This is a genomic window from Paraburkholderia sp. NPDC080076, from assembly GCF_050281145.1.
Taxonomy (GTDB): domain Bacteria; phylum Pseudomonadota; class Gammaproteobacteria; order Burkholderiales; family Burkholderiaceae; genus Paraburkholderia.
This window is the reverse complement of sequence record NZ_JBNNWQ010000001.1, coordinates 135,175-148,469: the sequence shown is the minus strand read 5'-3', so window position 1 is coordinate 148,469 and position 13,295 is coordinate 135,175. Positions and strand designations below refer to the sequence as shown.

Annotated in this window: 14 protein-coding genes; 6 read left to right on the top strand and 8 right to left on the bottom strand. The window is 63.7% G+C overall.

Translation table 11 applies throughout. The features are described 5' to 3' along the window. The first annotated feature begins 196 nt into the window (after positions 1-196). Positions 197-1,432 (top strand): NAD(P)/FAD-dependent oxidoreductase, encoded by a 1,236-nt coding sequence (locus ACQKRQ_RS00615; RefSeq protein WP_427474663.1) that lies wholly within the window; start codon positions 197-199, stop codon positions 1,430-1,432. A gap of 74 nt (positions 1,433-1,506) precedes the next feature. Further along, positions 1,507-1,692 (top strand): hypothetical protein, encoded by a 186-nt coding sequence (locus ACQKRQ_RS00610; RefSeq protein WP_207915714.1) that lies wholly within the window; start codon positions 1,507-1,509, stop codon positions 1,690-1,692. A 16-nt stretch (positions 1,693-1,708) separates the two neighbouring features. Here ACQKRQ_RS00610 and ACQKRQ_RS00605 read toward each other — a convergent pair whose 3' ends face one another. The 3 genes from ACQKRQ_RS00605 to ACQKRQ_RS00595 all read right to left on the bottom strand — a co-directional run bounded on the left by ACQKRQ_RS00605 (position 1,709) and on the right by ACQKRQ_RS00595 (position 4,780). Next, on the bottom strand, positions 1,709-2,113 hold the full coding sequence (locus ACQKRQ_RS00605; RefSeq protein WP_427474662.1) for an ester cyclase: 405 nt from the start codon (positions 2,111-2,113) through the stop codon (positions 1,709-1,711). Between the two features lie 63 nt (positions 2,114-2,176). Beyond that, the gene (locus ACQKRQ_RS00600; protein WP_427474661.1) at positions 2,177-3,349 is read right to left on the bottom strand and encodes a glycosyltransferase family 9 protein; all 1,173 of its coding nucleotides are present in this window, start codon (positions 3,347-3,349) and stop codon (positions 2,177-2,179) included. A 267-nt stretch (positions 3,350-3,616) separates the two neighbouring features. Next, a complete protein-coding gene (locus tag ACQKRQ_RS00595; protein ID WP_408180247.1) occupies positions 3,617-4,780 on the bottom strand; it encodes an MFS transporter in 1,164 nt (387 codons plus the stop codon). Positions 4,781-4,972: 192 nt separating this feature from the next. Here ACQKRQ_RS00595 and ACQKRQ_RS00590 point away from each other — a divergent pair, with 192 nt between their 5' ends. Beyond that, complete coding sequence (locus ACQKRQ_RS00590; protein ID WP_427474660.1) at positions 4,973-5,404, top strand: PRC-barrel domain-containing protein; 432 nt, start codon at positions 4,973-4,975, stop codon at positions 5,402-5,404. Positions 5,405-5,472: 68 nt separating this feature from the next. On the opposite strand, the gene ACQKRQ_RS00585 is transcribed toward ACQKRQ_RS00590, so the two are convergent. Both ACQKRQ_RS00585 and ACQKRQ_RS00580 read right to left on the bottom strand, forming a co-directional pair. Beyond that, complete coding sequence (locus tag ACQKRQ_RS00585; protein ID WP_427474659.1) at positions 5,473-6,462, bottom strand: substrate-binding domain-containing protein; 990 nt, start codon at positions 6,460-6,462, stop codon at positions 5,473-5,475. Positions 6,463-6,544: 82 nt separating this feature from the next. Further along, the gene (locus ACQKRQ_RS00580; protein ID WP_427474658.1) at positions 6,545-7,879 is read right to left on the bottom strand and encodes a leucine-rich repeat-containing protein kinase family protein; all 1,335 of its coding nucleotides are present in this window, start codon (positions 7,877-7,879) and stop codon (positions 6,545-6,547) included. A gap of 281 nt (positions 7,880-8,160) precedes the next feature. On the opposite strand from ACQKRQ_RS00580, the gene ACQKRQ_RS00575 reads away from it, so the two are divergent. Then, on the top strand, positions 8,161-8,799 hold the full coding sequence (locus tag ACQKRQ_RS00575; RefSeq protein WP_427474657.1) for a methylated-DNA--[protein]-cysteine S-methyltransferase: 639 nt from the start codon (positions 8,161-8,163) through the stop codon (positions 8,797-8,799). A gap of 129 nt (positions 8,800-8,928) precedes the next feature. Next, positions 8,929-9,234 carry a panthothenate synthetase gene (locus ACQKRQ_RS00570; protein WP_408314374.1) on the top strand — a complete coding sequence of 102 codons (306 nt, stop codon included), beginning with the start codon at positions 8,929-8,931 and terminating at the stop codon, positions 9,232-9,234. A gap of 73 nt (positions 9,235-9,307) precedes the next feature. Here ACQKRQ_RS00570 and ACQKRQ_RS00565 read toward each other — a convergent pair whose 3' ends face one another. Both ACQKRQ_RS00565 and ACQKRQ_RS00560 read right to left on the bottom strand, forming a co-directional pair. After that, positions 9,308-10,189, bottom strand: a complete 882-nt coding sequence (locus tag ACQKRQ_RS00565; RefSeq protein ID WP_427474656.1) for a GNAT family N-acetyltransferase — start codon at positions 10,187-10,189, stop codon at positions 9,308-9,310. Then, positions 10,171-11,412 carry a Zn-dependent hydrolase gene (locus tag ACQKRQ_RS00560; RefSeq protein ID WP_427474655.1) on the bottom strand — a complete coding sequence of 414 codons (1,242 nt, stop codon included), beginning with the start codon at positions 11,410-11,412 and terminating at the stop codon, positions 10,171-10,173. Before ACQKRQ_RS00560 ends, ACQKRQ_RS00565 begins: the two co-directional genes overlap by 19 nt. Positions 11,413-11,558: 146 nt before the next feature. Here ACQKRQ_RS00560 and ACQKRQ_RS00555 point away from each other — a divergent pair, with 146 nt between their 5' ends. Further along, positions 11,559-12,161 carry a phosphatase PAP2 family protein gene (locus ACQKRQ_RS00555; protein ID WP_427474654.1) on the top strand — a complete coding sequence of 201 codons (603 nt, stop codon included), beginning with the start codon at positions 11,559-11,561 and terminating at the stop codon, positions 12,159-12,161. A 56-nt stretch (positions 12,162-12,217) separates the two neighbouring features. Here ACQKRQ_RS00555 and ACQKRQ_RS00550 read toward each other — a convergent pair whose 3' ends face one another. Continuing rightward, positions 12,218-13,210, bottom strand: coding sequence for a helix-turn-helix domain-containing protein (locus tag ACQKRQ_RS00550; protein WP_427474653.1), 993 nt, complete (start codon positions 13,208-13,210; stop codon positions 12,218-12,220). Positions 13,211-13,295: the final 85 nt, after the last annotated feature.

The following is a 13,295-nucleotide window of genomic DNA, read 5'->3' as shown; positions in this document are numbered from 1 at the left end:
TCGCTAACGGCATTATACATCGCATGCGATTTTATCGTAATCGCGTCAAATCTGCCGGGTTGGCGGACGAGCACTGACGATCGGCTTCACCGGCCCCGTCGGCACGAGTAAGCTACCAGCGCAGACAATCACGACCTCGAATCGGCCGCTGCGCCGAGGATTTGAAGGTCCGCACGGATTTCCCTGGGAGAGCGTCTTGAAGCGGATCGTGGTGATCGGCGCAGGCTTCGCCGGACTCTGGAGCGCGGTGGGCGCGGCGCGCAAACTCGACGAACTGCGCGTTCCCGCCGATCAGGTGGAGGTGGTCGTCATCAACGGCACGCCGTACCACAGTATTCGGGTGCGGAATTACGAACAGAATCTGGACGAGACGCGCGTGCCGCTAGCCGATGTGCTCGAGCCGATCGGCGTGCGACTCGTCGAAGGCACGGTATCCGGCATCGATGTGGCGAACGGCGGCATCACGCTTCAGACCCAAGGACAGACGCAAACACTGGCTTACGACCGGCTCGTCATCGCGGCGGGCAGCCAACTCGTCCACCCCGATATTCCCGGTTTGACCGAGCACGCGTTCGACGTCGATACGTTCTCTGGCGCAACGAAACTCGCCGCGCATCTGCGCGGCTTGCCGTCGCTCGCGAGCGCGGCGAGTGCGGCGAGTGCGTTTACGGCCGTGGTGGTCGGCGCCGGTTTGACCGGAATCGAACTGGCGGCCGAACTGCCGGCGCGGCTGCGCGGCATCGCGGGCGACGCGCATCGCGACGCCGTGCATGTCGTGCTGGCCGATCGCTCGGCGAAGATCGGCCAGGCCATGGGCGCCGCGCAGCCTGTCATCGAGCGCGCGATGGATGCCCTCGGCGTCGAGATGCTCGCCGGCGTGTCCTTGCAGTCAGTGGACGCCGACGGCGTCGAGCTCACGAATGGCCGGCGCATTGAAGCGGCCACGGTGATCTGGTGCGGCGGCATGCGCGCGAACGCGCTGACCGCGCAAATCCCCGTGACACTCGATCCGCTCGGACGCCTTCCAGTGGATGCGTTCATGCGCGTGGAAAACGTAGCGCATGTATTCGCTGCCGGCGATTGCGCGCGCGTGTTGATCGACGGCGCGCGGCCATCCGTCATGTCATGCCAGCACAGCCGGCCGATGGGACGCTATGCCGGTCACAACGTCGTCTGCGATCTGTTCGGCGGAGAGATGCTGCCGCTCCATATCGACTGGTACACGACCATTCTCGATCTCGGCCCCTGGGGCGCCGTGTACACGGAGGGTTGGGACCGGCATCTCGTGTCCGAAGGCGACGCCGCCAAGACGACGAAGCAAACCATCAACTGCGTACGCATCTACCCGCCGCGCACTGGCGTTCGGGACGACATCCTGCAAGCTGCCGCGCCCGTCGTGCAGACCCCGCCGCCGACAGCCGCGGCCCGATAAACACGCGGAGTTCACGAAACCACGCAAATCGATCCGGTTGTCAGAAATACGCGCCGCACACGCAACTGGATGTGATGCCGGGCCTCGTCGATCATGAAATCTTCGCCAACGAATGTGATCAGTACGGCCGGGACACGTGGCCGGAAATGTGTATCGATGCGCCCGGCGTGGATCGCACCGAACTGCACGAGTACATTGGAAATGCGGCGCTGAAGTTCTTCGACACCAATCTGAATGTGACGCGCAGCCCGCAAAACTAATCTGATGGCTCAACGTTCAAGCCGTGCCATTGGATTCGAGTTGCGCTTCGATGGCCGCCTTATCGATCACTGACCACACCTGCTCGATCTTTCCATTGCGGAATTGATAGAACACGTTCTCCGTGAAGGAAACGCGCTTTCCGTTGACGGCGAGGCCGAGGAACGTGCCCTTTGGCGTACAGACAAAGCCGAGCCGGCTGGCTATATAAGGCGGATCGCAAATCAACAACTGAATGTCGAAATGAAGGTCCGGAATTTCACGGAAGTCTCTCTCCAGCATCTCGCGATAGCCGGATAAGCCGATGCGCTGACCGTTGTAGTGCGCGTCGTCGTCGACGAACTGGCCGAGATTCGGCCAGTCCTGTTTGTTCAGGCAGGCAATGTAATTCCGGTAGAGGTTGGAGAGATCGGTCGTGTCCACGGCAATTGCTCCGTCCTTGTACGAGGTCCGTGCTGCGAGCCTAGCGCATCCAGCGGCACGACGTCAGGCCGCCGCACCAACTTGCGCGCGTTGCATACCAACCTCCTCCAGCACCGCCTGCGCGACCCGCTCGACGCTCGGCCAGTTGCGCGCGTGTTCGCCCGCGACATACTGCTCGGGCGACACGCTGCGATACGGTGGCGGATAACCCCAGATGGCGTCGTGCCGGTCGGGTTTGGTCACGCTCCCGCCGATCACCGCGACGGTAGGACGACGAAACGCCGCCGCGACGTGCATCAGCATCGACGAGTTCGTCAGCACGACGCCGGCCCCTTCGGTGAGGGCGAACATGATGCGCATCGGCACTTCGCCCGCCAGCGAGCGGACCGGCACGTCCGGCCCCGCCGCTGCGATCGCCTCGGCGGCGCGCAACTGATCCGCCTTGCTGCCGACGATCACGATATCGCACGCGTCGCCGGCTTTTTCCAGTGTCTGTGCGATCTGCGCGAGCGCGGCGCCGACCTGGCGTGCGTCCCACGCCTTGGTGGGAACACCGGCCCCGACGCCGACGATCAACCGCACGGTTCGGCGCCCCGGCACGCCGCCCGCATTCCAGATTTGCGCGGCTGTTGCACGCTCGACATCGGTCAGGAACAGTTGCGGGCGCGCTTCCGGCAGCGCCGTCGCGCCGAGCAGTTCACCCTGCGCGAGCGCGGCGCGTCCGCATTGCCGGGCGGCGAATTCGATAAACGCCTGACATCCGCTCCAGCCGCCGCGATAACCGCGCACGCCGACGCGATAGCGCACGCCCGTGCGCATCATCAGCAGCGCGCCCATATAGCTGCCGAGCACGTCGATACCGACATCAAAGCCGCCGCGCGCGCGCAGTGCGGCGACCTGCGGAGACTTCCACAGAAAACGCAACACGTTGCCGTGTGAGCGGTCCTCGACCAGCTTGTTGTTCCAGGGCGCGTCGATCTCCACGATCTCGTCGACGAAGGGATTGTTCTCGAGTATCGGACGTCCCCAACTGCCCACGCCGGCGATCAGGCGCGTCGTCGGAAAGCGCTTGCGCAGCGCCTCGAAGAGCGGCGTGGTGGTGAGCAGTTCGCCGAAATCGTTCGGACGCAGCACCAGAATCTCGCGCGGCGTGTCACGTTTCGGATCGAACCGTGGCGGGTAGAAACGGGCCATCAACCAGACCGGCGTTTCGATCAGCAGACTTTTCCAACCCATTGCTTCTCCAATGCGGCAGGTGGTGATCGCCGTCACCGTGCATCGGTTCGCGCGGGAGGCGGCCCGGACGCGCAGGGCGCAAGTGTGCCGCAGGCGCCGCCCGGATAGCGCTTTCGATTGTGCATGGTTGTCGCAGCGCGCTCTGTGGCCGGGCGTACAGAGCCGTGCGCTGCGCATGCGTGCGCCGCGTAGAATTCCCGCCGGTCGAATCTTGCCGCGTCGCCCGCGAATACCGCCGGGGAAGCCGTCCGGTTCTGGGCCTCGCTCTCAGCAGGTCTCGACCGCGCGGCGATTTGCTGCACGGCCGGCGAACACCAGTATCAAGCCCGCCGCGGCCAGCACCGCGCCGGCAATCGGTACGGCCGTGTAGCCCAATCCCGCCGAAATCACCGCGCCGCCGGCAGCGGCGCCCAGCGCATTGCCGAGATTGAACGCGCCCACATTGACCGACGACGCCAGCCCCGGCGCGTCGGCCGCCGCGTGCATCACGCGAATCTGGACCGGCGGCACGATCGCGAACGTGGCCGCGCCCCACACGAGCATGCCGATCAACGCCCCCACGTGGCTGGTGAGAACGAACGGCAGCGCCACCATGATGACCGCCAGCGCGCCGAGAAACAGCTTGGTGCTGCCGTCGAGCGACCAGTCGGCGAGCCGACCGCCCAGCCCGTTGCCGATCGTGAAGCCGATGCCGATCAGCACCAGCGCAATCGTGACGAAACCGGCGGAGGCACCCGTCATATTCTCGAGCACCGGCGCCACATAGGTGTAAAGCGTGAACATCGCGCCGGCTCCCATGACCGTGGTGGCCATCGCCATCAGCACGTCAGGACGCGCCAGCACGCGCAACTCGCGGCGAATGTCCGGCATCTTGCCTGCGTCGCCTCGAGGCAACGCGACGGCCAATGCGGCGATCGCCAGCACACCGAGTCCGGCGGTGCCGGCGAACGCCATGCGCCAGCCGATCTGCTGACCGATCCAGGTCGCCGCCGGCACGCCGCCGATGTTGGCGATCGTCAGGCCCATGAACATGGTGGCGACCGCGCTCGCGCGCTTCTCACGCGGCACGAGATTCGCCGCGACCACCGAGCCGATGCCGAAGAACGCGCCGTGGTTCAGGCTCGTCACGAGGCGCGCGGCGAGCAGCGTCCAGTAGCCGGGAGCCATCGCCGAGAGCAGATTGCCGATGACGAAGATCGACATGAGCGCGATCAGCGCTTTCTTCGCGCGCAGCCTGCCGAAGGCGAGCGTCATCAACGGCGCGCCCAGCATGACGCCGAGCGCATAGGCGCTGATCAGCAGGCCCGCGGCCGGAATGGAAACGCCCACGCCGTTCGCGATCACCGGCAACAAACCCATTGGCGCGAATTCCGTGGTGCCGATGCCGAATGCGCCGACAGCCAGGGCCAGCAATGCCCAGGTTGATTTCATGCCTTTTCTCCGTCCAGATATCACAAGCGGAGAATTGTCGGCTAACGGGCGGCCGACAAACAGCCCTGCCGCAGCAATTGAATCTTGATCGCGAGGCACGAATGACGATTCATGCCGGAGTCCGGGCACGTCACGTGCTTCCTCATACCAACGTACGAAGCTGACTGTTGAACAGCCATCAAGGAGCCGAAAATGAAAGCAAAAACTCTGATCTGCGTGACCGCACTCGCCGCGATCTGCGCCTCACAAGGCGCCTACGCGCAGATTGCCGGACTGCAACCGCTCGGTGGCACGGTCGAGCAAACCAATGCGCTGCTGAAGGGCTGGAGCGTGCGGCGCGCCTTGGTCGACCAGCCGGTCTACAACGATCTGAACGACAAGATCGGCAGCATCTATGACGTGATCATTTCCCCGGACCGTAAGGCGACGTATGCGGTCGTGTCGGTGGGCGGCTTCCTCGGCATGGGCAAGCACTATGTGGCGATCCCGGTCGATCACTTCGAGATCCGCGACGGCAACCTGTTCCTCGCCGGCGCGACGAAGGATGCGCTGAAGTCGGTGCCTGAGTTCGAGTACAACAAGCTCGAAAAAGCCACCAAGCCGCACAAGGTCAAAGTGGAATGACCGGAGTGGCAAGCCGTGAGCGAGAGTGAGACGACTCACGCTCGCACCGGCCATGCGACGGGCCGCGTTCAGTGATTCGCGGCCGTGACGAGTTGCAGCGGTGTTTCGATCACGCTCGACAATTCACTCTGCTTCTTCTGTTCGGTGACCGCCTTCAACGCGACATCGACGCCGAATACGGCTTGCCGCGCGGCGAACTGATTGATCGTGGCGAGCACACGGCCATCGGCGATCAACGGCTTGATCGCATCGATATCGTTGTAGCCGGTGACGTAGACGCCACCGGTTCTGCCCGCATCGCGGACCGCGTCGACCGCCCCCATCGCCATATTGTCGTTGCCGCACAGCAGTCCGCGGATCTGCGGATGTTCGCTGAGCATCTTCGAAGCGGCGTCGCGGCCCTTCCCATACTCCCAATCGCCGGCCTGAACGGCGACGATATTGATGCCCGCCGCGTTCATCGCATCCCTGCAGCCGTCCGTGCGTTGCTGTGCATTGCGATCGGCTGAACTGCCTTCGATGATGCCCACCTGATCGCCCGCCTTGAGCCGCTGCGCCAGATAATTGCCCACCTGCTGCGCGCCCTTGCGATTGTTCGGACCGACGAACGGCACGGAAATGCCGGCCGCGTCCTGAAACGCCTCGTCGAGCGGATTGTCGATCGCGACCATGATGATGCCCGCCTTGATCGCACGCGCGACGACCGCCGTTAGCGCCTTCGAATCGGTCGGCGCGATCACGACCGCGTTCATCTTCGCCTTGATCATGTCCTCGACCATGCGGATCTGCCCGGCCGTGTCGCTTTCGGTGGCCGTGCCGCGCACCGTCAAATCGAATTGCGATGCGTAATGCTGCTGGTAGTTCTGTGCGGCGTTCGCCATCGCCACCGTGAACGGATCGCTCAGGGACTTCAGCACGAGCGCGATCTTGAGCTTGCTGCCCGGCGTGACCGCCGCATCCGCCGCGCCGCTGATGCCGGCCGCGGCCAGCGCGCCGGCAAACACCACGCGGCGGCGCATCCCCCAGGAGGACGTCCTTCGGGGCGTCTTCTGCATCATCGAATCTCTCCTTCTGGACCGGGCTGACGAATCGCTGCGCTGCACTCGGATGAAAGGCTGCCGTGGCTCTGCCTGCCGCTCATCAATCGCCCTTCAGCGCCAGTAAACGCGCTGCGATTTCGTCGAACAACGGCCGGCTGTCGATAGCCTCGCTCAGGCAATTGTCCTTCAACTCCACCAAGCGCGCCTGGATGTTCGTCTGCGCATGCGGCCAGACGCATCGTTCGAGCAACTCTTCGAGCAGACAACCATAGGCTCGAACTTCGAGGCGCTGAAGCGCGAGACCTATGTCGCGATTGTCCAAAGCATAGAAAGACGCGGCGCCGAAATCTCCCAACAGCGCGCGCCCCTGTCCACCGTACAGGATATTGTGAGCGTACAGATCGCCATGCATGATGCCCTGCTCATGCAGATGACACGCCGCCGACGCGATCCCGTACGCAATGCCCAACGCCGCAGCCAAATCGAAGCGTGTGTCGGCGCCGTAGATATCGCGCGTGCAGGAGTCGAGGCTCGGCGGACCGGCAAGGTTGGTGAATTGCGGATCGATCAGTTCCATCACGAGACCGTGCGTGCCTGCGGGATGATCCTTCACTTTCCCCGCCACCGGAATCAGATTCGCATGATCGCCCGCGCGAATGCACGCTGCCATTTCGCAGTCGGGCAAACCATCGCTGGTCACTGCGCCCTTGAACAGTTTCACCGCGACGTGGCGCAATGCGCCGTGCTGATCCGCCAGCTCCGCGCGATAGATGACACCGGAGGCGCCCTCGCCCAACTGCGCTTCGAGTTTCACGTCAGGCCACGCAATCGCGGCGGTCGGCGTGTCGATCAACGCCTCCGCTTCGAGCGCTTCGCTGAACGGATTGCCGGCATACGCCAGCCAGGACAGCCGCGGCAGCCGCAATAGCCAGGCAGGCAGTCCACTGAGCTGATTCGCCGCGAGACGCAGCAATTCGAGCTGCGAGCAGGCGGCCAATTCCTCGGGAAGCGTCCGCAGACGATTGCCCGCCAGCATCAATTTTTGCAATTGCGTGCAGCCGCCGATTTCGGCAGGCAACGCTTCGATCGCGTTGTCAGTGAGAATCAACCAGCGCAATTGCGGCGGCAGCGCATTGCCGGACACATGCCGAATGCGGTTGGCCTTGAAGCCGACCATGCTCAATTGCGAGCACTGTCCCAGCACTTCCGGCAATTCGGTGAACGGGTTGTCGGAGCCGAAGAGAATACGCAGCTTGGTGAGCCGTGGCAGATCGTCGGGCAGCGACGTGAGCGCGTTGCCCGACAGGTCGAGAACTTCCAGTGTCTCGGCGAGGTCGAAAATCTCGCGCGGAAATTCAGTCAGGCCGCAGCCCAGTTTCAGCCGGCGCGTGCCCGCGAGTTGGCCGGCCCGCAATTGTTCAAGTGTCGTCGTCACAGTCGTGGAAGAGAGGTCCGGTTGCCGATGCGCTTCGTATCGAAGGTATCAATTCTACTGAGTCGCGGGCCTGGCGCGAAAAGGGTTGTACAGTGATGCATCGTCCCGTCCAGAACAACGAGCCGCCCGGCCGTCATCGGCCGCGAGGAATTGGACAGCAAGTTTCGGAGCGCAATCAGAGAGTACGAGGCTCACACTGTCGGATATCGGCGCGCTTGGCGCGTGTATTCGCAGACTCGCCTTGCAGCAGCTGCGCCTCCAACCAGTCAGGAGCAAGCAAAGTGACATACGCCTACAAGTTGATGAACTCGCCCGTCGGCCAGTTGAAACTCGTTGCAAACGGCGACCACCTCGCCGCCATTCTGTGGGAGCACGACAAGCCGAACCGGGTGCGCCTCGGGGAGTTGGTCGAAGCGAACGACCGGCCCGTGCTGATCGAGACCGAACGGCAGTTGAACGAGTATTTCGCCGGCACGCGGCATGAATTCGACCTTCCGCTCACCTTCCAGGGAACGGACTTTCAGAAGCAGGTGTGGGCCGCGCTGTTGACCATACCGTTCGGCCAGACGCGCAGCTACTCGGAAATCGCGACGCAGATCGGCAACGTCAATGCCGTGCGGGCGGTCGGCGCGGCGAACGGCAGAAATCCGATTTCCATCGTGGCGCCGTGCCACCGGGTGATCGGCGCGTCCGGTGATTTGACCGGGTTTGCGGGCGGTTTGGCGAACAAGATGCTGCTGCTGTCGCTCGAAGCCGGACAGACTTCGATCGAAGCGGAAGCGGACGGGCAAGCGGATATGTTCGCGGCCGAAGAAAAGACCGAGACCGAGGGCAAGGCCCAGGTCAAATCCGAAGCTCAGACGAAACCCCCGCGCCATGCGCCGAGCCGCGGCACGCAAGCCTCGCTGTTTGGAAATTGACCGGATGCATGGTCCGCGATGGCAGTGGACTCACTGCGTCGCGTTGAACGCTTCGTGATAGATCATTTTGCCGGCCGCATAAAGCACCTATCCTTAAGAAGCCCTTTTGGGCATCAACAGGAGGATGACATGCGCATGCTTCTCAACATACGAATCCCGCACGAACCGTTCAACACCATGGTGCGTGATGGCACCGCCGGACAAGTGATCGGGAAAATACTGGAAGAGATAAAACCGGAGGCCGTCTACTTCACCGAGCAGAGTGGAGCGCGCGGAGCAGTGGTCGTGGTGGATGTCGAAAGCGCATCGTCGATTCCCGCGCTCGCGGAGCCGTGGTTTCTAAAATTCAACGCCGACTGCGAAATGCGCATTGCGATGTTGCCGGAAGACCTGATGAAAGCCGGACTGGACAACCTCGGCGCGAAATGGAAATAGTGTTAGCCATCGGCGGTCGGCGACCGGCACCGCCGATGGCTGCGCAAACAAGCCTCATCACGCTGCGCTCTGGTCAACCCAGCTCGAACGACGTCACGCCGAACACGCGTTCCATGGAAATAGCGGGCGGTTCCTCCGTGTACATCCGCGCGGTTTCGAACACGCTCGTCATGCCGTGCCGTTCGGCCAACGCAACGGCATCCACGTTGATCTCCGGCACATCGAAGAAAAACACCTCGCCGGCAATGCTCGACGTCAACGCAGAGAACAGACGACCGGCAATCTCGTCGTTATCGGCGAAGAGCGGGCCAATCTTGTAACCCGTCAGGCAACGCCGCAATACGCCGTAGCCCACCACATGGCCGTCGCGCACCACGACTCGCGCCATCGCGCCAGGCTGCGCGAGCCATGCGGCGAGAAAGCGCTCGCGCGCTGCGGGAAAGCACTGCCGATCGTAGTCGCTCAACGATTCGAAGGGCAGCGCCGAAGCATTCAACACGTCTGCATAGTGCTCGCCCTGAGTGGTCTCTTGCGCGACGCCCTGAAAGCGAATGTTGCGATAGGCAAGCTGAAATCCGGACTTCTTATAGTTCGCCTGCTGAGCGACCACGCCGTCCAATCCGATATTGCGGTTGCGCAAATAGTTCATGCCGTGCTGCCAGACACGCATGCCGAAGCCTCGACCGCGAAACGCCTGTTTCACGATATAGAGCCCGATAAAGCCAAAGTCCTCGCCGTACGCGACAGCGGATAGACACGCCACCGGCTCGCCGCGCCATTCGCCGATGAAAAACCCGTCCGGGTCGGCCGCACGAAAACAGGCGGCATCGTGCAGACCGGGGTTCCATCCTTCCTGCGCGGCCCATTCGACCGCCAATGCGACGTCCTCGGCCGACATCGTGCGCACGACAAAATCGCCCGGCTCGCTCACGTTCGTCACGATCGTTTCGCCCATTGTTCCTCCAGAATCGCCGCGGCAGCCGTGGCCGCAACCTGACAGCCGAGAACGATATGCGCCTCGGCCGTATCCTCGATGAAATCGTGGCTCACGCCGCCGATGCTCGGCACGAACATCATGCAAGCCGGCATGCAGCGGGCGATGACCTGCGCGTCGTGCGCGGCGCCGCTCGGCATGCGGATCCATTGGCCGGGCGCCACCGCGTTGGCGGCGCGGGCGAGATGATCCGCGAGCGCGGCGTCCATGGTCACCGGTTGCATCGGTTCGTCGATGGTCGTCAGTTCCACGTGCACCGAACCGCGCGCATTGAAGTCACGCACCAGCTCGGCGAGCCGGACTTCCATCGCTTGCAAACGCGCGGCGTCCGCGTCGCGGAATTGCAGGTCCATGTCGGCCGCGCCCGGCACGACGCTCAGCGAGCCAGGGTCGAGGTCGATGCGGCCCACTGTCCAGACGGTATCGGCATCCGCGAGTTGCGCGAACGCTTCGTTCATCTGCGGGACAAAGGCGACCAGCGCCGCGCCCGCGTCGCGCCGGATCGCCATGGGCGTCGTGCCGGCATGGTTGCGCTGCCCCGTGAAGCGCAGCCGCAATTCGCGCAACCCGACGATCGTGGTGACGACACCGATGGACATGCCGGCCGCTTCCAGCCGGCCGCCCTGCTCGATATGCGGCTCGAGGTAAGCGACCTGCCGGCCCGGCTCGAAGCGCGCACGCGGCCGTCCGGCCAGACCCGCGGTTGCGAGCACGTCTTCGAGACGCTGGCCTTGCCGGTTCGTGGCGTCGCGAATCGCCTCGTCGACGCTATCGCCCACGAAGCTGCGGCTGCCGAGCAGGCCGGAGAACGTGCCTTCTTCATCGATCCACGATGCCACGTCCACCGCGAGGTGACTCGTCGCGTCGTTCTCGGCCAACGCGCGCGCAATCTCCAGCCCGTAGATCACACCCATCGCGCCGTCGAGCCAGCCGCCGGTCGGCTGCGTGTCGGTATGAGAGCCGATCACGAGCGCGGGGCCGCTTTTGCGCGAGCGTCCGAACACGGTCCCCACGCCGTCGATCACGGCCTCGAGTCCCGCCTCCGTCATGCGCCCGGCCAGCCATTCGCGCGACGCCAGATCCACCGGCGACAACGCCAGCCGGACGACGCCTGGGCCCGTGGCGCCGAAACTGCGCAACCGCTTGAGATCGGTCAGCAACCGGTCCGGATCGATCTTCACCACGTTCTCATCTCCTTCGATTATCGGTTCATGATGCCTTGTCACATCGACAGATTACACGGCCTAAGCCTTTCCTAAGGTTGGCTCGTTATCATCGCTCGACATCAGTGCGCCGGAGCGGCGCAGACGTCCATCGAGAAACACACCGTATGCAGACACTTGAAGCGTTCAACCAGGCGCTCTTTCTGATGATCAACGCCACGCCGTCGACACCCGCGTGGCACATCGACCTCGCGCGTTCAATCGCCGATTACGTCATCTATCTCGTGCCGCTCTGCCTGATCGCCATGTGGCTCTTCGGCGACGAAGGTCAGCGCGAAACCGCCCTGCGCGCATGCTGCGTGACGTTCCTCGCGCTCGGCATCAATCAGCTCATCGGTCTGGCGTGGCCGCATCCGCGGCCGTTCGTGATGGGCATCGGCCATACGTTTCTCGAACACGCGCCGGACCCGTCGTTCCCCAGCGATCACGGGACGATCTTCGCGAGCATCGCACTGAGCTTGCTGCTCGGCGGCGTGCGGCGGTACGGCCTGCTTATGGTGCTTTCGGGGCTCGCGGTCGCCTGGGCGCGCATCTTTGTCGGCGTTCACTTTCCGCTCGACATGGCAGGCGCCGTCGTCGTGGCGGGCGTGGCCTTCCTGTTGGTGGCGCCGCTGTGGCGGCTCGCCGGCGCGAGCGTGACGCGCGGACTGGTCGCGCTGTATCGCAAGTTGCTGGCGTGGCCGATCGAACGCGGCTGGTTGTCGTTCTAGGCGATGTGTCGACACGCAAACGCGAGTTCACGCCCACCGCGGCGAGCCGCCATCCCCTATCGGGTCAACGCCCGGAAATCGCTCGGCGACATGTCGTAAGCTCGACGAAACGCGCGAGTGAAATCCGACGCGCTATTGAAGCCGAGGCCATAAGCGATCTCGACGATCGCTTTGTTCCGGTATCGATGCAGATCTTCGGCGGCTTCGCGCAGCCTGCGGCTGCGGATGTAGGCGGCCAGCCCGCCTTCGGGCTCGAACAGGCGATAAAGCGTAGACCGGGACAGTCGCGACGCGGCGAGCACGCTGTCGGGCGTCAGATCCATCTGGTCGAGATTGGCATCGATATAACGGCGCGCCGCGGCAAACATGGCGGTGCGAGCAGCGGCGCGCGCATTGCCGCTTAAACCGGCCTGCTTCCCGAAGGCCGCCGCGATCAGCAATGCGCAGCTCTGGATGGCGTCGTATGCCGCCTGCCCGCTCATCTTGGGCAAGCTTCGGCTCAGGTCGGCGAGCTGTGCGGGAATCATGCGCGCAAGCGGCGAGTGATAGTCGATCACGCTGCCATGAATCGACTCCGCCTCCGGCAAAACGGATTCCACCAGCTCACGCGGCAGGAAAAACGCCTGCACGCGGCAGGCGCTGCGGTCCATGTGCATGGGCTGGTTCATATCGAGCGCGAGAATGCCCGGCGTGGACTGGGTGGCCTTGCGCTTCGGATGCGGTCCGGTGCCGGTTTCGATCGTGCCTTCCACGGCCACGTGGAATACGAACTGGCGCACCGAGTCCGTGGAAATGCGCGCGACGGATCGCGTCTGCGAGACCGGATCGGTACGGCAGTCCATGAATGCCAGATCGGCCACACGATAGCTGTCGATCAGACCACTGAAGCCATCCGCCAGTTGCCGGCGCGATATGGGTACATCGAGAAAATGGCCCAGACGGTCGCGCCACGCGGGCAACTGCGCGCGCGGCGCTTCGTGGTGCGTACTAAAGTGGCTATGAATGCAGTTCGCGGGAGCCGCATCTCTCGTCACGGACTCGGTCGTCAAGTTTTCCCCCGCCAGATTCGTTGTCTGCGCATGATAGCCGCACTTCGCGAACATCGCTCGGGGCGGAATTTCAGCTTTGCACGCG